The organism is Halocatena halophila (assembly GCA_027563145.1).
Lineage (GTDB): Archaea > Halobacteriota > Halobacteria > Halobacteriales > Haloarculaceae > Halocatena > Halocatena halophila.
The window spans coordinates 915429-937251 of the sequence record CP071306.1; the positions used below are offsets into that span (position 1 = coordinate 915429).

Here is a 21823-nt window from a genome sequence, read left to right on the forward strand (position 1 = left end):
TGAATGAATAAAAGATTTCCCGACGGTGTGTGTAACGCACGCACGCTCACCGATCAACGACCGATTCGAGTGCTTCGAGAACGCCACTCGCATATCCATTGGACGTTTGTCGGTCAGCCACCGCGGCGGCGCGCTCGTCTGCGTTGGCCACCGCAATCGCCTCTCCTGCGACTTCAAACATCGCAACATCGTTTTCTGAATCGCCGATCGCAACCACCGACGCCGGATCGATCGACAGTCGATCGCACAGTTCGCAAAGGCCAGCACCCTTATCGATCGACGGATCGGTCACGTGGTACGCATACCCAGTGTCGAACACGCGTAACCCGGCTTCGTGTGCGAGCGCTCGCAGCGGTTCGAGTGGCTGATCGATGGCGACAGCATACTCAGTCTCGCGCCAGCGGTTTACGAGATCGGCCCCACCCCAGCCGGTTTCATAGCCCGCAGCCCGATACGCTTCGATCACGCGCTGGGCGTTTGCTCGATCGCCCACAATTGTCAACTCATCGTCATCGGCAGTGTAGATCGCTCCGCCGTTTTCGGCAATTACCCTGGTGGGGATCCCAATGAAATCACACAACCCGATCGGAAACGGGATCGATTTCCCAGTTGCGATGATTACGGGGCCATCCCACGCGCGCAATGGATCAAACACCCGTGGATCGATCGATCCGTCGGGTCGCGTCAGCGTTCCATCAATATCGACAGCGAGCGCCTGCATGGTAGTTATAGCGAGTTCGTGGCGAAAGAACGAATCGATCAGGAGGAGAGCCGTTCATAGGCTTCGGTCACCCGATGAAACGCGTCGGCATCACCGGTGTCCGCATCCGGATGAACCGTTTTGACTTTCTCACGATAGGCGCGTTTGATGGCGGACTGATCCGCATCTTCTCCGAGATCAAGAATGTCGTAGGCTTCCGCCGTGGAGAGTCCGGATGGCTCTGTCGTGGGAGGCTGCTGGCGCTGGGACTGCTGATACTGCTGATACTGGGACTGCTGGCGCGCCCGACGGCGTCGTGACCGGAATGGTCCGCGTGGACCAGCGCCGAATCCACCGCGGCCAGGGTCTGCTTGAGACGATCGAGTGCGATTTGCCGTGCGAACGACGCGCTGGCGCAACCGACCGCTTGCGTGCTGATAGAGCACGTACGACGTCACGCCGAACATGGTGGTGAGCAAAAACGCAAACGGCTCAAAGACGATTCCGACCATCGCTGTCAGCACTGTGAGACCGCAAAACACCGCAGTCAGCCCGACAATGAGCCACCGACGTGTCACTATGAGCGTGTAGTTTCCAGAGGGGGTTTTGTGTTTCGGTGGTTCGTCAGTCGGCGACGGGTTCTTCACCCGGGAGATGCTATCACACTGCATGAGTGTCAGTGGTCTCTGTGCTCTTTGTTCACGACCGGAGATCGTCGATGGTTGTAACCGGTGTGGGCGACTCGTCTGTGAGGACCACTACGACCGGGACAGCGGCTGGTGTACGGACTGTCGAGAAACGATTACGCCGGGAGAACTCGACGAGAAAGACACGTATCAGCTGTAGGCCCGACTCACTCGGACTCCTCGATATACGAGGCCCCCCATTTGCCCATCGCCTCGATAACCGGCTCGAGCGATTTTCCCTGCGCCGTGAGCCCGTACTCGACGCGGAACGGCTTTTCACTCACCACTCGGCGTTCGATGATTTCGTTCGCTTCGAGATCTTCGAGAGACTCTGAGAGTACCGTACTCGAAATCGGCTCGAGATCACGCTCAAGTTCGTTGAATCCAAGCGGTCCGATGTCCAACAGCCGATGAACGATCACTGGATGCCACTTTCTACCGATGAGTCGGGCCGTACACGAGACAGAACAGAAGCTACTGTCTCGACACCAGCCAGCCACACACCCCTCACGTTCGTACCCGTTACGCATACAATACATTCTAACGACAGCAGAGTAGTTAATGTTGGTGACAGTCAGGTCAGCAACTACTAAGTAGGTTAGCCGACGGGTAGCTTAGCTTTAGGTGGCTTCCGGTCTGAGAAGTAATTGGGCGTAGGACATCCCCTGACGCCCGACGATCGCCGACACTCCCCCCGTCGAACGGTGTCGTCGAACGATGACGACAACCGTTCGGACGCTACTCGAATCGTTCAGGTTCGTGGGCAGCGTGATCGGAAGTCAACAACTCTGACGGTCTCGTTCACACGCACCGGTGGCGATCGTTTCGTGGCTCTCACGCGTGGCGTGATCGCCACGGCCTGTTCGGATGCCCCCTCAACGCCGGAAGTGGCCTGCAGTGCCCAGCGCTTCCGGTCCTATTGTTCTCGCATCGATTCACCGAAATGCATTTAGCTGTCGTTTGAGCTGTCTGGCCGCCTGGCCGGCTGCGTTGGCGAACTGTTCGCCAGATCCGGCGAAAATTATCCCACGAGAGGAGTTGATGACGCCAACGCCGTCGGCCAATCCGTGCGTGACGGCCGCCTCTGCGTCGCCGCCCTGGGCACCAACTCCTGGAACCAGAAACGGGAGCGCTGGTACGCGATCGCGAACGGTTTCGAGCTCATCGGGCGTCGTTGCACCAACGACGAGACCGACGTTGTCGTGTTCATTCCACGATGCCCCAAGTTCTGCCACCCGTTCGTACAGCAGTTCGCCGCTGTCGAGTTCGAGTTCCTGGAGGTCTGCTCCGCCGGTGTTCGAGGTGCGACAGAGCAAGAATACACCACTTTCGGTCCGCGAAAGGAACGGCTGGAGCGAATCCTGGCCCATGTATGGATTTGCGGTGATAGCATCAGCACGATCGAGCAGTTGGGCGTACTGCCGTGCGGTATTACCGATATCCGCCCGTTTGGCGTCGAGAATCACCGGAACATCCTTGCCATGGGCGTAGGCAATCGTTTCTTCGAGCGCCCGCCAGCCGTCGGGGTCCTCATAAAAGGCGACGTTTGGCTTGAACGCAGCCGCGTGCTCGTGTGTGGCATCAATTATCCGTCGATTGAACGCCCATCGGGGAAGCTCATACTCGAGAAGGTGTTCGGGAAGACGGTCGAGATCTGGATCGAGACCAACGCTGACGACACTGTCGACGGCGCGGATGCGCTCGCGAAGTCGGTCGAAGAACATGGATCTCATTGGCCCCCGGTACTGAGAGTGCTTTCGACTCGGCGTGGTCAGTCGGCGGCCGACTCGAATGCCGGTAGCAGGCGTTTTACGCCGGCTCCATCGGTGACGAACACGAGCAATCCCGGCGGATTCGAACGAGGACGAACGCGCAGGGACGTCGATTCGGCGGCCGATCTGACCGATTCTGTCGGCTCGTTGAACTCAACCCGGATGCGGTCTTCCTGGAGATACACCGATGCAACGCGTTCATCATCGTGCGCCACTCCGTATGCGAACGTGCCATCAACGCTGGGCTCTGCGTCCGGAACCGCATCCACCACTGAAAGCGACGACAAGGGTCCATCCTCACGGGCGGTGAGTTCGCTGGATAACAGCTCACCGATTCGACGACCGTCGAGCTCGCGATCCGGACTCATGCGGGCCCCTTTGGCGCTCTTACCTAAAGGACTACCTCATCGCATCGAGACCAGCACGGAGCTGGTCGCGCCATGATTTTCTGAACGCCTGGAAAAATCGTCGCCAGTCGGTCGCAAGGGCGTGCGTCAGCGCTTCGTTTGCGTCATCGAAGACGCCAGTGCCGTGACCAAGAATGATCTGCTCGGGAGAAACGTCCGACAACACCGACGGCGGCCTGAGACGCGCCGGAAGAAAGAACCCGACACGCTCGTTGTCCACGGTTACCATCTCCATCGTCGAGAGGAGATCCGGTACGTACAGCGTTCGGTCCGACGATCGATACGCGATTCCCTCCTGTGCGCCCGGGAGCCCGCTGCATGCCGTAACGACAAATCCAGCGTCGCCAAACGTGTCATCGAACCGCTCGATGGGAGCGTCAAGGCGCGGTACAACCCGGTTCATCCAGGCGGGGACCCAGACAGGCACGTCGTATCTGTTCGCAAAAACGTCGGCGTCACGAGCGTGGTAGTTCGACAACACGACCACACCAGTGACCGAACCGAGCCTGTCGATCAGCGCATCCACGTCCGGCGCATCGAGAGGGTCGAGCAACCAGACGCCACCGTCTTCACCTCGAACTGCGTGGCTGGCGCGCGCGCCAGTCTCCTCTTGGTGTGCGATCCAGCCAACCCCATCGTCCCAGCGATCGATCTCACGAAATCCGTCGGAACTGGTGCGGTGATACATCTGACAGGTCCTCCAGGGGCAACCCAAAAACAGTTCCGGTCGGCCTACAACTTCCGCTCGGCGTCGTCTGCGAGCTCTTGCATCCGCTTTCCGATTCGTCCCGCACTCGAGAACTCGTCTTCGCTCATCGCCGTAGCAAGCGCGTTGCCAAGGACGAAAACGGCGTGTTTGTGCTCACTTTTGGACTTGTGAACGTCATCCGGAGAGACACTCAACTCATCGTACGGATCGAACAACGAGCTGTTGATCCCCTCCTGTTCTCGGAAATACTCCATAATAATGACCATTTGATTGTGTAACTCCAGCAGCTCGTCCTTATGCATGAATGAAACAACTCGCGGTGAAGGTTTAAGGGTTACTGATACCTGTCAGAACACATACTCATCATCGTGGCCCATCATCCCATCGTCCTCGAATCCAGGCTCGTCGTCGTCCATTGGGCCGCTTGTTTTGTACGCTCGTACCCCAGCTGCGAGCAGATCCTCGACTGCCTCCTCGCGATTGATAAACTCACCCGAATCGACCATCTGCGTGATCTGCATCTCGAGATGTTCCGGAATCGTGATCTCCATCTTTGGCATAGATATTCGACGGTTTGATAGTCGATTATATAACTCTGACGGGGATCAGCCGGATTGGGAAAAAACTCATCCGACGTTCGGGAAGATATATTCTTATTATTATTCAATTATTTTTTTATAAAACAATATCTGTCCAATGATTTTTTGTTAGAGTGGGCAAAGTCGGTACGGATACCTGTCTCCGTGGCGTGTTGTGTGTATGGAGTGTACGGATAAGACGGACATTCATAAGGCGTTCGATGGAGAACGGTTGCCGCCAGGACAGCGAGAGACGACAGCGTTTCCGGTCCTGTCGAAAGGAGACGTTCCATCCTGGACGCCCACAACGGAGTTCCGGGCATGGGGGGCGCTCGATCGGGAGCGATCCTGGACGCTTTCTGAGTTTCGAGCGTTACCCCACGAGACACAGCGCCAGGATTTTCACTGCGTTACGGGCTGGAGTCGGCTAGACTGTCGGTTCACTGGCGTTCCGTTCACTGAGCTCGCAGAACGGCTGTCGATCCACGATGACGTGGTTTCGGTCACATTTCATGCGCTGGACGGCTACACCACGTCGTTACCACTTGCAGAATGCATGCGCGAAGACGTGTTGTTCGCGTGGGCGCTCGATGGTGAACCGCTCTCAGGGCCACACGGTGGACCCCTCCGTGTTCTCACGCCGCACAAATACGCGTATAAGGGTGCCAAATGGGTGTCAGGGATTGCGTTTCGAACGGAACACGAGCGCGGATACTGGGAGCGACGTGGCTACTCCGACAGTGCAAATCCCTGGGCAGAAGACCGATACGCCTGAGAAATTCGAGAGGACGCTCGTGAACGCTCGGGGGATCTGTTCTGGTGGCCGTAGGCAGTCATCTTCCGAATCGACAACGGTACAGTTACCCTTCCGGGTCGAATACTCCGGACAATGAGTCGACTCCGTGGTGGTGAATCGGTGGGGGTCGAAGACGGTCCACTGGTGAGCCACTCCGTCCCGATCGAGCCGCCAACGTTTGCCGCAGTGGTACGATCCGCAACATCGCCGCGAGCGGTGTGGTGTGGTCCAGCCACCTCGGCTGTGGCCGACACGTCGGACGCCGAACCAACGATCGTCACCAGCGAGAGCGCAGCGGTGCTGACGGCGAGCGGGCCCGACCGATTCGCGACAATTCGTGACGGAGCTACGGAGTTGTTTCAGTCACTCCAGGCAGACACCCCAGAGATTGCCCGTCCACGGCTGTTCGGTGGCTTTGCGTTTCACGACGACCACACTCCAACCGGGGTCTGGGAGGGGTTTCCCGGCGGACAGTTCGTGCTTCCCCGATTTCAAATCACGTGGGGTGAGGACAGCGCCTGGCTCACGGCGACAGCTGTCGAATCTGAGCCCTCGACGGTCGAGCAGCTGATCGCATCCGGACGCGAGTGGCTGCAATCGCTTGAGGTAACCACCGGGTCACCACCACCGGGGGTTCGTGACACTGACAGGAAACCGGAACGAACGTCGTGGACGGATGCTGTTGAGGCCGCAATCGATCGCATTCACAGCCACACGCTCCGGAAGGTCGTGCTGGCACAGTCGTTGCGGGCAACGCTTGAGCGACCACTCGACAGCGGAGCAACCCTGGCACGGCTCCGCGAGGCATATCCTGGCTGTTTTGGCTTTCTCATCGACGGCACGAACGATCGACAGTTTCTCGGCGCTACGCCAGAACGGCTCGTGACGGTTGCGGGAAAAACCTTGACAACGGGGGCACTCGCGGGAACGACGAGTCGTGGTGCGACACCGGAAGACGATGAGACGCTGGCCGATAGGCTACGCGAGAGCGAGAAAGACAACCACGAACACGATCTCGTGATCGATACGATTCGCCAGCAGCTCGAGCCACTCACCAGCTCGATTACCACTAGCGAGCGTCGATTGCGACGGCTCGCCACCGTACAGCATCTGGAAACACCGGTAACGGCCACCCTCACTGACGATGGCCACGTCCTCTCGATGATCGAGGCGCTCCATCCGACGCCGGCCGTGGGTGGATTACCTCCCGAGCCCGCGCTGTCGACGATTCGTGCGACCGAGCCGTTCGAACGGGGCTGGTACGCTGCCCCAATCGGCTGGTTCGACGCGAACGGCGACGGCACGTTTGCCGTTGCGCTCCGCTCGGCCGTCAGCTCGGTCGATGTGGCGACACTGTTTGCGGGCGTGGGAATCGTCGGTGACAGCGACCCAGACGACGAATGGGACGAGGTTCAGCTCAAATACCAGCCGATTCTCGACGCGCTTGAGTGATTGCTATGGATGATGCGTTTTCGAATACGAACACGTTGTGGGCATCGGTTATCGTAGACGAACTCGCCACTGCGGGTGTCGAACGCGCGTGTGTTGCGCCAGGAAGCCGGAACACACCGTTGACCGTCGCGCTCAGCGAGAGCGATGCCATCACCGTCTACTCACAGTTCGATGAGCGGTCAGCGGGATTTTTCGCGCTCGGACAGGCCCGCGCTACGGGAACGCCGACGGCACTCGTCTGTACTTCCGGAACGGCCACAGCAAACTTCCATCCCGCCGTGATCGAGGCGAATCAGGCACGGATTCCGCTGATCATTCTCACGGCAGACCGACCGCGGGTGCTCCATCACAGCGGTGCCAACCAGACGGTTGATCAGGAAGGGCTCTACGGTGGTGCGGTGCGGACGTATCGGACGCTTCCCGAGCCAGCCGTCAACGCCAGAAAGCTCAGGGCTCTCAGAACGGCGATCGATCGGGCAGTCCTCAGTGCCACTGGAGATGAGCCAGGTCCGGTTCACTACAATGTGCCGTTCGAAAAACCCCTTGAGCCGACCCCAACTGACGATGTATCACGGGCGTTTCTCGACGCGAATCCCGAAGCAGTGTACGGACGCGACGGGCCGTTCGTCTCGGTTTCGCAGGGTACACGGACGCCAATCGAACCGTCGGCGATGGACACGCTGGTGCGGGCGATTCAGTCCGCTGACCGTGGACTGATCGTTGCGGGCCCAGACAGCAGGCTCACGCCAGACGCTTGTGCATCGCTTGCTCGCACAACCGGGTTCGTCGTTCTCGCCGACCCGGTCAGTGGCCTGCGATTCGGGCCACACGTGGAGTCGATCCCCGTTTTTGGGGGCTACGATGGCTATCTCGACGAGTTCGATCGCACACCCGATCTCGTCCTCCGGTTCGGACAGTCACCAACCTCAAAGCGACTCCGCAGCTATCTCGAAACAGCAGAGACACGACAGTATCTGCTCTCACCGGCCGGTCGATGGGACGAAGCAACGTTCACGGCGACAGATCTGTGGACCACCGATCCGGTGGCGTTCGTTGCGGCGCTGTCCGATCGGCTGTCACCACCGGACACGCCAGAAACCGAGTGGGTTGATGCGTTTCGTCGTGCAGAATCGCGACACTACTCGATGGTTGCGGACGACGAAACCCATTTCGAGGGGGGTATCATCTCCGATACGATCGCGCTCACGCCGGATCCGAGCACGCTGTTTGTCTCCAACAGCATGCCCGTTCGAGACCTCGACCGATTTGGTGCGCCAACCACCACGTCGATCGCGGCGTATGCCAATCGTGGGGCGAGCGGCATCGATGGCATCATCTCGACGGCACTGGGAATTGGGAGCACAACCGACGACCAGCTCATCGTGCTCACGGGAGATCTCGCCTTCTATCACGACATGAATGGCCTCCTCGCGATCGATCGCTGTGACGTCGACGCGACGATCGTGTTGTTGAACAACGACGGTGGTGGCATTTTCAACATGCTCCCGATCGAGTCGTTCGACCCACCGTTTACCGAGTATTTCAACACGCCACACGGACTGACGTTCGACCCCGTGGCCGATCTCTACGATCTCGAATACGACGCAGTGCAGAATCGAGAATCGTTCAGAGAAGCCTACCGCCGGGCCCTCAAGAACGAAAGAACCCATCTCATCGAGGTGTCCGTCGACGACGACAGCAGCCATCGCCACCGCGAGCAACTCGACGCTCAGTCGCTGGCTTCCTCGGAGGACTGAGCCGTCTGCTCCGATTCGGGCGATTGCTCAAGAACCGTTCTGATCGACTGGAGCTCCGTTCTGATCGCCCGCAGCTCACCGAAGAGCTGATACAACAGGTAGATCCCCACGACCACTGCACCAAGAAGCGAGAGGCGCACCAGTAGATACACCGAGCTCTCCAGTAAGTCAACCAACAGCACGAACAGAATCATTGCGAACGCTCCGACGATCAAATACCAGACACGCTCTTCTGTTGTGTTCATCTGCGTGTAACTTTCCGTCAGAATACTATCAATGTATGCATTACGATGGACAGATACTGACCACAATCACCGGGCCTCGACCCGATCAGGGAATCTTTTTGCACAATCCGATCACAGTTCAGCCATGGACGCTTCGTTGTTCGATCCCACAGCATGGGAGACGGTCGAGTCGTTCGACTTCCGGGATATCACCTATCATCGAGCGATCGACCACGGCACTGTTCGGATCGCATTCGACAGACCGGAAGTTCGCAACGCGTTTCGACCGGGAACGGTAGATGAACTGTACACCGCACTCGATCACGCAAAACGACAGACCGACATCGGCTGTGTATTGCTCACCGGTAATGGCCCGTCGCCGAAAGATGGCGGCTATGCCTTCTGTTCTGGTGGCGATCAGTCGATTCGTGGTGAAGATGGCTATCAGTACACCGGCGATGACGAATCGCCCGACGATGGGTCGACGGGACGGCTCCACATTCTCGAAGTGCAGCGGTTGATCCGACACATTCCAAAGCCAGTGATCGCCGTCGTTCCGGGCTGGGCCGTTGGAGGCGGACACAGCCTGCACGTCGTCTGTGACATGACGATCGCCAGCAAAGAACACGGAAAGTTCAAACAGACCGACCCAGACGTTGCGAGCTTCGATGGCGGGTTCGGGTCGGCGTATCTCGCCAATCAGGTTGGACAAAAGCGGGCCCGGGAGATCTTCTTTCTGGGGAAAACCTACTCCGCAACAAAAGCAGCTGAGATGGGAATGGTCAATGAGGTCGTCTCCCACGAGGAGCTCGAAGCCACGGCGATCGAGTGGGCAAAAACGATCAACGAGAAGTCCCCGACTGCGATGCGGATGTTGAAATACGCGTTCAATCTCGACACTGATGGACTGGTTGGCCAGCAGGTGTTCGCCGGAGAGGCGACGCGACTGGCCTACATGACCGACGAGGCCCAGGAGGGTCGCGACGCTTTCGTCGAGGGTCGCCAGCCGGATTTCGACGACGTTCCGTGGCACTACTAAGATGACCGAACACTCCACGACACGCGCGTGGCTCCTTGCGGCCCGGCCACAGACGCTCCCGGCTGGCGCAGCACCCGTGGTGCTGGGTACCGGTCTCGCCATCCGTCAGGGTGTCTTTCGCCCACTGCCGGCGGTGTTGGCGTTGCTTGGTGCGCTGTTGCTCCAGATCGGCACGAACTTCGCCAACGACTACTACGACGCCATCAAGGGTGCCGACACCGACGAACGAGAGGGCTTTACCCGGGTGACACAGGCCGGCCTTATCGAGCCAGCGGCCGTCAAACGCGCGATGATCCTGACGTTTTTGATCGCCGTGGGAGTTGGCTGCGTGCTCGTTGCGATCGGTGGCGTGCCTATCTTGCTCATCGGATTGGCCTCGATTGGAGCTGGATTCACCTACACCGGCGGTCCGTATCCCTACGGCTATCGCGGGCTTGGCGATCTGTTCGTGTTCGTCTTTTTCGGCGTTATTGCGGTCACAGGAACTTACTACGTCCAGGCGATCGTTCCGTATGGCCCACCACTCGGACTCTCGGTTCCGTCGGCGACGCTTCCCACAATCGCCCTGCTCGTGAGTCTCGCGCCGGCTGCACTGGCAACGGCGATTCTCGTCATCAACAACATCCGCGATCGTGAGACGGACGCGGCGGCGGGCAAACGAACATTGGCGGTCATGCTCGGCTATCGGCTTTCACGATTTGAGTTGCTCGCGCTGCTCGCGCTTGCCTATGCAGTGCCACTCTGGCTCGTGATGGATACCAGTGCACTGTTGGTCGGTCTTCCCGTGGTTACGATCCCGATCGCCGCACGACTCGTCCACACCGTGTTTGACTCGACCAGCGCAGAAACGCTCGATCCGGCGCTCGAACGGATGGGACAGCTGCTCGGGGCGCACTCGCTGTTGTTTGCCGTGGGGTTGGCGCTCTCGTGAACCCTCTTCTCGGCCGTCTTGCACTCAACAGCGACGAATCGATCCGGACTGCTATCTCGACAGTATGGCCTCGGCGATAACGATCGAACCGTTCGAACTCGAGTTGCAAAGCCCACTCAAAACGGCAGACGGAACGATCGAAAGCCGCCGTGGCTTTCTGGTCTGTCTCGAAGCCGAGGACTGTGTTGGCTACGGTGAGGCAACTCCATTGCCCGGATGGACCGAAAGCTATGAGCGCTGTGAGCGGACGCTGACGGCAGCGGCCGACGCACTCTCTGTGGACAAAGCGATCGAGTCAGTGAGTGCTACAGCGACGCCAGCAGCCCGTCACGGCTTATCGCTCGCACGGCTCGATCGTCGGGCACAGCGATGTGGCCTTGGGCTTTCTCAGTATCTGGCCGGCGGTGGCCCCCGTGATACCGTGTCAGTCAATGCGACGATCGGCGACGGATCAGTGGCGAGCACGGTTGCTGCGGCCAGGACTGCCGTCGATGCCGGCTATCAGTGTCTGAAATGTAAGGTGGGAGCTGGTGGGGTCACCCGGGATATTGCCCGCCTCAGGGCAGTCCGATCCGCTGTCGGTCCAACAATCGAACTCAGAGCGGACGCAAACGGGGCGTGGAATCGAACGCAGGCCGAACACGTCGTTCGGGCAATCGACGACGCCAACGTTGCGTACGTCGAGCAGCCACTCACCCCTGGGTCGCTCTCGGCTACAAACTCCTTGCGCTCGATTGGTACCACAGCCATTGCACTCGACGAGGAGTGTCTTCGGACGCCAATCAACGACATTCTGCGCGCCAAGGCAGCCGACGTACTCGTGATCAAACCCATGGCCGTTGGCGGCATCGATCGAGCGTTTCGGATCGCTCGCGTCGCCCGGCTGGTCGGCGGAGTGGAGGTAGTGGTCACCACGACGATCGACGGCCCGATCGCTCACACCGGCGCAATTCAGCTCGCAGGGGCTCTCAAGACCGACACCGCGTGTGGGCTCGCCACTGCAGACCGCTTTGCTGGATCGACACCGGAAGCACTCAGAATCACTGACGGAAAGATAGCCGTGCCAGAGGGATCTGGCTGTGGTCTCACTGTGGCAGGCGAAACCGGAATCGAAAACTGGTACGGCATCGAATCGTAGCCAATGGACGATTGGCTCGCCGACCGACGGGTCGAATCACCAGCCGCGACGGCGGTGGTCGATCCCGAGACCGACGCCAGCTGGACGTACGCCGAACTCGATGGGGCCGTCGAGACGCTTGCCGGCAGGCTGAGCACATTCGACGTGTCTGGCGAACGAATTGCGCTGTGCGCCGAGCCGTCGCCGACGGCAATCCAGCTCGTTCACGCCGCGATGCGCGCTGGTGCAGTCATCGTTCCCGTCGATCCCACACACCCAATCGACGATGGGCGGCTCGAACGCGTCGATCCCGCGCTAGTTGTGGTTGCTGGCATAGCCCCAGATCGGATCGATCAGACCAACACGCCATGGCCCGTGCGCTCGCTCAAAGCGGACGGACCGGTTGCCTCGATCGACACCGAACCGATCGGCTCGCTCTCGCACGCTCGCCTTCAACCGGATGATCCGCTCGTGTATCTGTTTACCTCGGGAACGACCGGACAGCCAGATCTCGTTGAGCTGACGGTGAACAACGTCTGTTACAGCGCGATGGCATCCTCAAAACGGCTACAGACGACGGCCGGCGATCGGTGGTGCTCGCCGCTTGGACTCCACCACATGGGTGGGCTTGCGCCCATCTACCGGGCAGTGCTTGATGGGATGACGGTCGTTCCATCAACTACCGATCCAGAGACACTGCTGACAACGCTGCATACCTACGAGGCGACGGCCGTTTCGCTGGTCCCCGTCCTGCTTGAGCAACTACTCGAAAAACGATCGCTTCCGTCGTCGCTGCGTACCGTGTTGCTCGGTGGCGGTCCAGCCTCGCCAACGCTTCTTGAGGAGTGTCTCGATCGGTCCGTTCCAGTGTTTCCAACGTATGGTATGACCGAAACCGCCTCACAGATCGCGACTGGGACGCCAGCAGACGTGAAAGCGGCCCCAGACAGCGTCGGCCGGCCAGTTTTTACGACCAGCGTCACGATCGTCGACGAAAATGGAGCGCCATGTCCCCCCAACACGGAGGGAGAAATCGTCGTCTCTGGCCCAACCGTCTCGCCTGGTTATGTTGATAGCGCTGCGTTCGAGCAGTGCGACGGTGGCTTCAAAACGGGCGATCGTGGGATGCTCGATGCGGACGGTCGACTTTTCGTTTCAGGGCGCACAGATGACCGAATCAATACCGGTGGCGAAACGGTTGATCCCACGGCCGTCCAGCGTGCCATCAAGCGCCATCCCGACGTCAAGGGGGCTGCTGTCGTTGGCATCGAAGACGACAGATGGGGCGAACGCGTTGGTGCGCTGATCGATCGTGATGGGGATTGCACGGCCGACGACCTTGATGCGTTTCTCAGCGATCGGCTCGCGTCGCACGAGCGCCCGCGAACGATCGTCTTCGGATCGATCAAGCGGACGCCATCAGGGACAGTCGATCGGCAAGCAATCAAAGCACGGCTGAAACAGCCAGGCAATTGAACGGGTCGGAGCACGTAGACAACCCATGTGTACGATCGTACTGGCCTACCAGCAGTTCGAATCCACACCGCTGCTCATCGGCGCAAACCGAGACGAACGCTACGACAGGCCATCCGCCCCGCCACAGTTGCTCGATGAATCGACGACCATTCTCGCTCCACGAGATCAGTCTGCTGGGGGCACCTGGATCGGTGTGAACGAGGCTGGACTCATCGTGGCGCTCACCAACCGTTGGGGAGCACCCGCTGGGACAGGCGAGCGCTCGCGTGGACTGCTCGTTCGCGATCTTCTTGATCACGGTGACGCACAGAGCGCCGCACGGGCGACCGAGCGCGAGCTCGATACAACGCTGTACGATGGGTTTTATCTGGTGTGTGCAGACGAAAACAATGCGATTCTCATCGAAAATTCGGGGGGACCACTCATCCGGACACTAACGCCAGGCGTCCACGTCGTGATGAACGTTGGCTACGACACGAGCTACCGAATTCCGAGCGAGCACGCAGAAAGCGCACAGCAACAGGCAGCAAACGGCCGCGAGCTCCTCGCACTGTTGCGAACCGAACCGGACGAAGCCCCCGCCAGCTGGCGCGACCGGACGGCAACAGCGCTTTCCAATCACGATCGGGGCGTTTGCGTCCATGGAGATGGGTTTGGTACGCGGTCATCATCGCTGATACAGGTCAGCGACGACGCGATCAACTACTGGTTTGCGGACGGACCGCCGTGTGAAACGAGCTACGACCACGTCGATGAACGGCTGCGCTGATTCACACCGACTCCTCTGTCCGCCCTACAAAACTGTTAAACCGGACTCACTCTGAGTGTAGCGTATGAGCGTTACCGCCGATGAGGACGACCTATCGGACGACGAACGCGCAGGGCTCGCACTCATTCGTGAGACCGGCGGCGTTCACCAGAGCGATTTCTGGAAGGAGCTCGATGTCTCCTCACGTACCGGCAGCCGGATCGTCGAATCGCTGGCCGAAAAAGAGCTGATCCAGCGCGAAGAAGCCGTCTACAACGGCCACAACACGTATTATCTCACCCCCGCAACGAAAGATCTCGATTTCTCGCTGTTGATGGCCGGCGACATGCTCTCGCCCTTTGTCGCCGACGAGGAGGTCGAATCCAACAGCGACGCGTTCTCGCAGTGGATCATGACCCTCGCCTACCAGTAAGCGACAAACCAAACGATCCATAGGACTCTGGTTCTCAGTTTCTGTATGCAACGTCGCACGGTCCTGAAATCGATGGCAGCGGTATCGGGAGGGCTCGCAGTGGCTGGCTGTCTTGGTGACACGCTGGAAACGACGGGCAATGGCGGGGGCAACACCCCAACTGAGACGCCAGTTCACTCCGAAAACGTCACACTCGCACACCCCTCGGACTATCCAACGTCATACTCGCCGGAGTTTCTGAGCTGGGACGACCAGCTCCCAGACGTCTCGGTCACCGCGCCGCTCGAAGACCGATCGATTGCGCTCGGTGACCTTGACGTGCCAGCCGTGTTCACGTTCTTTTTCAGCAACTGCAAAACAGTGTGTCCCGTGCTGGTTTCCTCGCTCCGGGAGATCCAGACACACGCGAGCAATAACGGCTACGACGACGAAATCGCACTCGTGCCGATCACGTTCGATCCCGAGCGCGACACCGCCGACCGCCTCAGGACGTACGCCGAAGAGATGAACGTCGACGCCGACGCAGACAACTGGCACTTCTTGCGGCCAGACTCCGTCGAAAAAGCCAAATCGGTCATTCAGGATGAATTCGGCGTGCGATTCAAAAAGCAGTCCCAACAAGAGGGCGAGGGCTACATGTTCGATCACCGATCGCTGATCGTGTTGACGAACGCCGCGGGCTACGTTGAGCGGGCATATCGGGGGAGCGAACCGCAGACTGAACGGATCATCGAGGATCTCGAAACCGTTCGCACCCAATGAGCTCGATCAGCCGACGAGGATTGCTCACCGGCCTGGCAGGCATTTCGTTGACGGGCGTGAGCGCGTGGGTGGCTCTCGATCAGTCCAGTTCGTCTGATGGCCCGTTTCCGGTGTCCGTTGAGACGTTCCGCGCACAGGGCTCAGAGGCAGGGACGATCGAACTGCCCGTTCCAAACACGGTGACGGTGCTCGATCTGTTTGCAACCTGGTGTTCGCCCTGTATCAAGCAGCTCCCAACGCTACAGTCGCTCGATGCAGCCTACGAGGACGTCGCGGTCGTTTCGGTGACGAACGAACGAACCGGGGAGACGCTGACCGTCGATGACATTCGGGCGTGGTGGGCCGACCACGGCGGCAACTGGACTGTTGGCCACGATCCGGACAGCACTCTGATGGCCGCATTGAACGCGGGAGGGCTGCCGTATCTCGCCGTGTTCGATGCCAGTGGCACTCCCGTCTTTCAAGACAGTGGCGTCGTGAGCGAAGCTCGGCTCCGATCGGCAATTTCTGAGGCCAAATCGTGAGCGCAATCCCGTTGAGTGGCGCACTGGCGTTCGTCATCACTGGCGGGATCACGACGTTTTTCGCCCCGTGTGCGTTTCCGCTGCTCGGTGGCTACGTCGGACACCTCTTTCAGAACGACCGGCACGACCACGCGCTCATTCCCGCAATTATCGCGGCCGGTGGCACGCTTTTTGTGCTCATTGCTATCGGTGCCAGTGGAATGATCGTCGGTCACGAACTGCTCTCTGAACTCAAGTGGTTCGAACCGATCGTTGGGGTGGGACTGATCGTGGTCGGCGTGCTCCAGCTCACCGATCGAGGCCCAGAGCTCCGTATTGCACTGCCGCCACGAACCGAGTCACTCGCTGGATTTGCCATCTTCGGCGTCGGGTATGGCGCAGCCGCCGCGGGCTGTGTCCTTCCGATTCTCGTTGGCGTGATTGGACAGGCTCTGGCGTTCGATCGGCCGACTGGTTTGATTCTAATAACAGCGTACGCCGGGGCAGTCGCCGTCCCGTTGCTCGGAGTGACACTGCTCGTCGGCGCTGGCATCGATATCTGGAAGCAAGCTGGACGCTACACTGGAAGACTCCAGGATCTCGCCGGCAGTTTGATGATTCTCGCAGGAATGGGACAGCTGGCCGTTTCACTCTGGGTTTTTAACGTGTTCTAATGGATGAAGTGGAGGAAGGCCCGATTAGAACGCAGCCATCACGTCACACGCTCCAATCGCGTCCAAATCGGGTGCGATGTCCCAGATCGATCCGATCGCCGGACCGGGGGTGAGAGTGGCCAACGCGTCAGCGGGGGGTACCGGTCGGTCCGTACGCCAGAGCCCTCCTTCGGTGGCCCCGGGAAGTGACACCCGTGTGGGAGAGAGGCCGACCGAATGAGTGAACTGGGACATCGACAGTTGTACAGAGACACCCCTTACTGATCAGTTCTATCACAGAACAGACAGAGCAACGCTCGTTACTCGGACCAGCCACACCACAGATACTATCAATACTGTTTATACTATTGGTCAATCGCCAAAAAACACATACAATCCACTAGTAATACCCTATATTCTACATCAAGCATGCACTCATTGATGGAGTGAACAGCAATCGTCTACAAAAGGAATTTCGGCGTCCGTCGTTCGATCGTAGATTGTGTATACAATTCGACTCACAGCTTGTGGCGGAAGGCATGGAGCGCGTTCTTGCCGGTATCGGTTAGTTCGACCTGTTTTTGCCGGCCAACGGTGTTGACCTCAATGTAGCCGTTTGCTGTCAGCGGATCGATAATATTGGCGTTGAGGAGGGCGAACTTCGCCTTGTCGTTGGCGGGCTGGTTTTCGGCGATGAACGAGAGATCCTGCTCTTGTGCATACTCGATGATATCTTTTTTCTTGGGCGTGTAGATCTCGGTCGATTCGTGCTCGAGAAAGTCCATTGCGGCCACCTGATCGGTCGTCGGCGATTCGATCGGATACGTTGGCAACACCTCATCGTCCGCATAGCCGTAGCTCTGTCGCTCGGCACGGTCGGCGTGTGCATACCCCTCTGGATGAACGTAGTACGCGGTCGCTTCGGTTGCCATACACGCGATCGTTGCGCCCACCGCCGACAGTTTCGACCCGCTCGAAACGTTCACCCGAACGATATCATCAGCATGGTCGGAAATAACGGTCGTCACTGCACCGAGAACGTCGTAAATGTCGATCAAATCCACCGTCCGTGATCGAACCTCAACACTTTCTTCTGAGAGTTCGGCCTTGAGTTCGTCGTGATACGACGGCTTCTTAGATTGTGGCTCGTCGTGTTCTAATAGATATATTATATCAATGTCGTACCGACGCGCCGGACCGATGATTCGATCGAACTCGAATCCGAGCGGCGCAATGTGTACCTCATCAATAGTATCCATGATGTGAGCAAATCTACACGTGATATTAAATCCACTCACTTGATCACCGCACAACTACTGGACGTAGTCCAGTTACTGCCTTCGTTGTCGACCTGTAGCGTTGGTCAGTCCGTTTAACTCAGGGCATCGATCGGAGGCGCTTGAGGACCACATCGAGCGGCGCATCGGAGACGGCAAGCGAGTAGCCATCGATCGCAGCGAGTGCGGGTGCGTGTTCCCAGAGATCGTCTTCCTCGATACCGTGGAGAACGACCGCAGAGGGAGTTGGCGTGACGACGCGCTGGGCGACCAGCGGCGATTCGCCCCGTGTGACGTTAGTGAAGACGAGTGCCCGATTTGTCGACTGGCCGTACAGTCGGTAGAAATCCTCGCTCGAGAGACGAGTGATCACCTCGATTGAGTCGATGACCGTGTGGCCAGCAATGGTTGACTGACTCCCAGAGACGACTTCTGTGGCGTCGATCGCCGCATAGAAGTCTCCAATCGAGGCCGGCGTGGAGTACTCCTGGAGGTCATGTACCACGTCGTTATCGAAGCCGGCCGAGAGAATTCGCGTGTATCGACGGATCTGTTCGCCACCACGGTCGTCATCAACGTCAAGCAGCGCCTCGATGATGCGTCGCACTACCGAAATACCTGGACTCTGCCGACGTCCGCTTTCGTAATCGGAAACGACAGACGGAGAGACCTCCAACTGCGCGGCAAGCGACGTCTGAGAGATGTCGAAATCGTCTCGCCACTTTCGTAACGTTGTCCCAGGATCATCGCTCAGTACCACCTCCCCAGCAATGCGTCGGGCCAACTGCTCGCGTTTGTCGGACATGGCGAATTGCAGCCATGGAAACGCAAAAACACATCGACACTCGACGACGATCGTGGCCGTTTTTAGCCGGCCACCAGTACCAAACGTGTGAGTGGGCCGATTACGACAGGCTGTCAGTCCGTCGATTCGTTACTCGGTGGCGGATTCAGTCGAAAAACCGTGACGCAGCTGTACGGCCCACCCGCGGCCGGCAAGACAAATATCGCGCTTTCGGCCGCAGTGGCGACAGCAGCCAATGGCGGTAGAGCGCTGTATATCGACACAGAAGGGCTTTCTATCGATCGATTCGAACAGCTTCTTCAAGGACACACGACCGATGAAGAGACGGCCGAGCGCCTTTCGACACGGATTGCCATTAGCGACGTGCTCACGTTCAATGAGCAAAAAGAAGCCGTCAAGGACGCCAAAGAGCAGGCAGAAACGCTTGATCTCATCGTCCTTGACAGCGCGACCGGCCTCTACCGACTCGAACGAAGCGAAAACGACAGTGCGAGCACGTTGCGAGCAATTGGCCGGCAGATCACGCATTTGCTCGGGCTGGCTCGCCAGCACGAACTGGCCGTCTGCATCACCAATCAGGTGTTTGCCGATCCCGACTCCGATACAACACGGCCACTGGGTGGCAACACGCTAATGCACTGGTCGGGTGCCGTACTCAAGCTTGAGCGGTTTCGCGGCGGAAATCGACGGGCCACACTCGAAAAACACCGCTCGAAGCCCGCCGGTGAGAACTGTACCTTCCAGATCACTGCCACCGGGCTTGAATCGGGATCGACCGTCTGAGCGCCAACACCCCTTTTGTGTCCAGCCGCGTAGGTTTCACCGTGATAGTCGTCGCCACTGAAGATTTCGAGCTCTACCACGGCGTGGTTAACGAGCTGCGCGAGCGAGGCGTCGAGTTCACGACACAGGAGCCAGCCACCTCGCTCGATCGGGAAACCGACGTGGTGATCACCGGAACGGACGATGCGTGGCCGGACGGGCTGGGCGTCGAACTCGTTCGTGGACGGTCGGATCGTCCCAGGCAAGTTGTTGAGCGCGCACTCGTCGCGCTCCGTGGTGGGGGACGGACGATCGTCGGCATCGATCCGGGTGATCGTCCGGGCATCGCCATCTGTTCCGGAGCGATGATCGTTGAGGCGTTTCACGTCCCACTGGCACAAACCGCAGCTGTGATCGAAACCACCCTGAACGAGGCGGTCGATCCGCTCGTTCGGATTGGCGATGGCGCTCGGCTGAAGGGCGCGCGCATCATCGACGATCTCCCTGACGTGTCCGTCGAGCTAGTGGATGAGACTGGAACGACACCAGCACTCGGAAGTGGCGCACGCGGCATGGGCGACGTGCTGGCGGCCGCAAACATCGCCAGGATCGAGGGCGAGCCGATCGAAGAGCGAGCGATCGAGCCGACGGCAGGCGAGATCGCCGCGATCAAGCGACGCTCACGCGAACAGAGTGGTGGCGATCGGACGATCGACGAGGTACTCGCCCGAGCAGTTGCCCGCGGTGAGCTCACGATTGCGGAGGCACTCAAGCGCCACCGTGAGTGATCAATCGCGGTCGTTCTCGATCTGGCGTTCAGCGCGCTCGAGGATCGTTCGTACCGCCAGGCCAGTGTCTGCTGCGACGGCCGCGGCGTCGTCGTACTCCGCACTCAGATCGTACACCGTTCCCTCCTCGTCGGCCCCGATTTTGACAGGGATATCGTACTCTGTTCCGTCGATGGTGAGGGTCGCGGTTTCGAACGAGCGATCGGCAACAAATCGATGGGTGACGCTTGTCTCTCTGATGCCGAGGGTGCCAGTTTCTGCAGCGAGTCGTCTGGCGACACGAGCAGCGTCATCTGGCTTTGTGAGCACCCGGACGACGTGTCCCGGTCTGGATTTTTTCATCGTCGCAGGGAGGATCGTCACATCGCGTGCTCCAACATCTTTGAGCGTTTCAGAGAGCCCACCGAGCACCTCCGGTGAGATGTCGTCAACGTTCGTTTCGAGCTGTCGTATTGCATCGCGTCCCAGCTGGCCGGCTGTCGTGCCCAGTGTTCCACGAAGCACGTTCGGGTGGTCGGGAACGTCGTAGCCGCCTGCACCGTACCCGACCGCAGACACGTCGAGCGACGGGAGCGTTCTGACGCCGGTTGCGATCTCGGCGAGGATCGCTGCTCCAGTTGGCGTGAGCAGTTCGTACTCGACGGGGCCTCCCTGGAGTTGCCAGTCGGCCTCGCTGGCAACGTTCACCACTGCCGGCGCTGGCACTGGATACGTGCCGTGACTCATGGTGACAGACCCTGACCCCGCTGCGACTGGGGTCGTCAGAACCTGCTCAACCGATAGCTCGGACAACAGCAGACAGACGCCAACAACGTCAGCAATCGCATCGTCCGCGCCCACCTCGTGAAAATGGGTTTCTGTGAGTTCGGTTCCATGAACCGCAGCTTCTGCCACACCCAGCCGACGGAAAATAGCCGTCGCTCGCTCGGTAACGGCCTCGGCGAGGTCCATTGACTCCACCAACTCGATTACCGCCGGATACGTCCGAAGTGGGCCGCTCCCCTCCGCGTGATCGTGCGCGTGGGAGTGTCCCTCGTGGGTGTGATCATGGTCGTGATGATCATGGTCGTGGTGGTGATGATCTTCATCACCGTGATGGTGGTGATGGGTATCTTCCTGGCTATGGTGATGCTGTTCATCGGCGTGTGCGTGCTCCGCATCGGTTGCATCCGATGATTCGCCATCTCCTCCATCCCTGAGCACCCGCACGCGTGTGGCCTCAATCCCGTTTTTCGTCGTTGTTTCGGTTGCGTAGGTGACACCGAGCGAGGCTTCAACGGGCGTCAATACCGACCGATCCGCACCGAGATCGAGCAACACGCCAAGTAACATATCGCCACTTGCACCCATCCGGCCATCGAACGCTAATGTCTGCATATCGGTCGATCGGGTGCGGCCAGGTTAAGCAATCTGTCTCGGAGTGATCGACTGACAGAAGCGCTGTGGTA

28 protein-coding genes are annotated in these 21823 nt (G+C 59.2%); 15 read left to right on the forward strand and 13 right to left on the reverse strand.

Features of this window, described 5'->3' with window-relative positions:
• Positions 1-46 precede the first annotated feature (46 nt).
• Complete coding sequence (locus JXQ78_RS04870) at positions 47-721, reverse strand: phosphoglycolate phosphatase (protein WP_330632354.1); 675 nt, start codon at positions 719-721, stop codon at positions 47-49.
• A 38-nt stretch (positions 722-759) separates the two neighbouring features.
• Positions 760-1371, reverse strand: coding sequence for a J domain-containing protein (locus tag JXQ78_RS04875; protein WP_330632355.1), 612 nt, complete (start codon positions 1369-1371; stop codon positions 760-762).
• Between JXQ78_RS04875 and JXQ78_RS04880 the strand changes: the two genes are divergently transcribed.
• Positions 1370-1546: a hypothetical protein gene (locus tag JXQ78_RS04880; RefSeq protein WP_330632356.1), complete on the forward strand. Its 177-nt coding sequence runs from the start codon at positions 1370-1372 to the stop codon at positions 1544-1546. The genes JXQ78_RS04875 and JXQ78_RS04880 overlap by 2 nt on opposite strands.
• A 7-nt stretch (positions 1547-1553) precedes the next feature.
• Here the strand turns inward: JXQ78_RS04880 and JXQ78_RS04885 are convergent, their stop codons facing one another.
• The 6 genes from JXQ78_RS04885 to JXQ78_RS04910 form a co-directional block, all read right to left on the reverse strand.
• A complete protein-coding gene (locus tag JXQ78_RS04885) occupies positions 1554-1916 on the reverse strand; it encodes a winged helix-turn-helix transcriptional regulator (protein ID WP_330632357.1) in 363 nt (120 codons plus the stop codon).
• Between the two features lie 405 nt (positions 1917-2321).
• The gene (gene pyrF / locus JXQ78_RS04890; RefSeq protein ID WP_330632358.1) at positions 2322-3110 is read right to left on the reverse strand and encodes an orotidine-5'-phosphate decarboxylase; all 789 of its coding nucleotides are present in this window, start codon (positions 3108-3110) and stop codon (positions 2322-2324) included.
• A gap of 47 nt (positions 3111-3157) precedes the next feature.
• Complete coding sequence (locus JXQ78_RS04895; RefSeq protein ID WP_330632359.1) at positions 3158-3526, reverse strand: hypothetical protein; 369 nt, start codon at positions 3524-3526, stop codon at positions 3158-3160.
• Positions 3527-3557: 31 nt separating this feature from the next.
• On the reverse strand, positions 3558-4253 hold the full coding sequence (locus tag JXQ78_RS04900; RefSeq protein WP_330632360.1) for a hypothetical protein: 696 nt from the start codon (positions 4251-4253) through the stop codon (positions 3558-3560).
• 44 nt (positions 4254-4297) lie between these two features.
• Positions 4298-4576 carry a UPF0058 family protein gene (locus JXQ78_RS04905; RefSeq protein WP_330632361.1) on the reverse strand — a complete coding sequence of 93 codons (279 nt, stop codon included), beginning with the start codon at positions 4574-4576 and terminating at the stop codon, positions 4298-4300.
• Positions 4577-4621: 45 nt separating this feature from the next.
• Positions 4622-4834 (reverse strand): ribbon-helix-helix domain-containing protein, encoded by a 213-nt coding sequence (locus tag JXQ78_RS04910; RefSeq protein ID WP_330632362.1) that lies wholly within the window; start codon positions 4832-4834, stop codon positions 4622-4624.
• Positions 4835-5033: 199 nt separating this feature from the next.
• Here JXQ78_RS04910 and JXQ78_RS04915 point away from each other — a divergent pair, with 199 nt between their 5' ends.
• From JXQ78_RS04915 to menD, 3 genes are all read left to right on the forward strand, one after another.
• A complete protein-coding gene (locus tag JXQ78_RS04915) occupies positions 5034-5627 on the forward strand; it encodes a molybdopterin-dependent oxidoreductase (protein ID WP_330632363.1) in 594 nt (197 codons plus the stop codon).
• A 114-nt stretch (positions 5628-5741) separates the two neighbouring features.
• Positions 5742-7100 (forward strand): isochorismate synthase, encoded by a 1359-nt coding sequence (locus JXQ78_RS04920; protein WP_330632364.1) that lies wholly within the window; start codon positions 5742-5744, stop codon positions 7098-7100.
• A 5-nt stretch (positions 7101-7105) separates the two neighbouring features.
• Positions 7106-8857 (forward strand): 2-succinyl-5-enolpyruvyl-6-hydroxy-3-cyclohexene-1-carboxylic-acid synthase, encoded by a 1752-nt coding sequence (gene menD, locus JXQ78_RS04925; RefSeq protein WP_330632365.1) that lies wholly within the window; start codon positions 7106-7108, stop codon positions 8855-8857.
• Here the strand turns inward: menD and JXQ78_RS04930 are convergent.
• The gene (locus tag JXQ78_RS04930; protein WP_330632366.1) at positions 8830-9102 is read right to left on the reverse strand and encodes a hypothetical protein; all 273 of its coding nucleotides are present in this window, start codon (positions 9100-9102) and stop codon (positions 8830-8832) included. The genes menD and JXQ78_RS04930 overlap by 28 nt on opposite strands.
• Before the next feature lie 124 nt (positions 9103-9226).
• On the opposite strand from JXQ78_RS04930, the gene JXQ78_RS04935 reads away from it, so the two are divergent.
• The 9 genes from JXQ78_RS04935 (at position 9227) to JXQ78_RS04975 (ending at position 16764) form a co-directional block, all read left to right on the forward strand.
• Positions 9227-10120 (forward strand): 1,4-dihydroxy-2-naphthoyl-CoA synthase, encoded by an 894-nt coding sequence (locus tag JXQ78_RS04935; protein WP_330632367.1) that lies wholly within the window; start codon positions 9227-9229, stop codon positions 10118-10120.
• A gap of 1 nt (position 10121) precedes the next feature.
• Positions 10122-11051, forward strand: coding sequence for a 1,4-dihydroxy-2-naphthoate polyprenyltransferase (locus JXQ78_RS04940; protein WP_330632368.1), 930 nt, complete (start codon positions 10122-10124; stop codon positions 11049-11051).
• 64 nt (positions 11052-11115) lie between these two features.
• The gene (locus tag JXQ78_RS04945) at positions 11116-12189 is read left to right on the forward strand and encodes a mandelate racemase/muconate lactonizing enzyme family protein (protein WP_330632369.1); all 1074 of its coding nucleotides are present in this window, start codon (positions 11116-11118) and stop codon (positions 12187-12189) included.
• A gap of 3 nt (positions 12190-12192) precedes the next feature.
• Positions 12193-13644, forward strand: a complete 1452-nt coding sequence (locus tag JXQ78_RS04950; protein ID WP_330632370.1) for a class I adenylate-forming enzyme family protein — start codon at positions 12193-12195, stop codon at positions 13642-13644.
• Positions 13645-13669: 25 nt separating this feature from the next.
• Positions 13670-14413: an NRDE family protein gene (locus JXQ78_RS04955; protein WP_330632371.1), complete on the forward strand. Its 744-nt coding sequence runs from the start codon at positions 13670-13672 to the stop codon at positions 14411-14413.
• A gap of 64 nt (positions 14414-14477) precedes the next feature.
• Positions 14478-14825 (forward strand): helix-turn-helix transcriptional regulator, encoded by a 348-nt coding sequence (locus JXQ78_RS04960; RefSeq protein WP_330632372.1) that lies wholly within the window; start codon positions 14478-14480, stop codon positions 14823-14825.
• Between the two features lie 45 nt (positions 14826-14870).
• The gene (locus JXQ78_RS04965; protein ID WP_330632373.1) at positions 14871-15587 is read left to right on the forward strand and encodes an SCO family protein; all 717 of its coding nucleotides are present in this window, start codon (positions 14871-14873) and stop codon (positions 15585-15587) included.
• 5 nt (positions 15588-15592) lie between these two features.
• Positions 15593-16111 (forward strand): TlpA family protein disulfide reductase, encoded by a 519-nt coding sequence (locus tag JXQ78_RS04970; RefSeq protein ID WP_407934056.1) that lies wholly within the window; start codon positions 15593-15595, stop codon positions 16109-16111.
• Complete coding sequence (locus tag JXQ78_RS04975; RefSeq protein WP_330632375.1) at positions 16108-16764, forward strand: cytochrome c biogenesis protein CcdA; 657 nt, start codon at positions 16108-16110, stop codon at positions 16762-16764. Before JXQ78_RS04970 ends, JXQ78_RS04975 begins: the two co-directional genes overlap by 4 nt.
• Positions 16765-16788: 24 nt before the next feature.
• Here the strand turns inward: JXQ78_RS04975 and JXQ78_RS04980 are convergent, their stop codons facing one another.
• The 3 genes from JXQ78_RS04980 to JXQ78_RS04990 all read right to left on the reverse strand — a co-directional run bounded on the left by JXQ78_RS04980 (position 16789) and on the right by JXQ78_RS04990 (position 18825).
• Complete coding sequence (locus tag JXQ78_RS04980; RefSeq protein ID WP_330632376.1) at positions 16789-16998, reverse strand: hypothetical protein; 210 nt, start codon at positions 16996-16998, stop codon at positions 16789-16791.
• A 263-nt stretch (positions 16999-17261) separates the two neighbouring features.
• Positions 17262-18002, reverse strand: a complete 741-nt coding sequence (locus JXQ78_RS04985; protein ID WP_330632377.1) for an HFX_2341 family transcriptional regulator domain-containing protein — start codon at positions 18000-18002, stop codon at positions 17262-17264.
• A gap of 118 nt (positions 18003-18120) precedes the next feature.
• A complete protein-coding gene (locus JXQ78_RS04990) occupies positions 18121-18825 on the reverse strand; it encodes a helix-turn-helix domain-containing protein (RefSeq protein WP_330632378.1) in 705 nt (234 codons plus the stop codon).
• 87 nt (positions 18826-18912) lie between these two features.
• Here JXQ78_RS04990 and radB point away from each other — a divergent pair, with 87 nt between their 5' ends.
• On the forward strand, positions 18913-19608 hold the full coding sequence (gene radB, locus JXQ78_RS04995; RefSeq protein WP_330632379.1) for a DNA repair and recombination protein RadB: 696 nt from the start codon (positions 18913-18915) through the stop codon (positions 19606-19608).
• Between the two features lie 41 nt (positions 19609-19649).
• Entirely contained in the window at positions 19650-20375 is a 726-nt protein-coding gene (locus JXQ78_RS05000) for a hypothetical protein (RefSeq protein WP_330632380.1), read from the forward strand.
• Here JXQ78_RS05000 and larC read toward each other — a convergent pair whose 3' ends face one another.
• The gene (larC, locus tag JXQ78_RS05005; RefSeq protein ID WP_330632381.1) at positions 20376-21752 is read right to left on the reverse strand and encodes a nickel pincer cofactor biosynthesis protein LarC; all 1377 of its coding nucleotides are present in this window, start codon (positions 21750-21752) and stop codon (positions 20376-20378) included.
• Positions 21753-21823 lie beyond the last annotated feature (71 nt).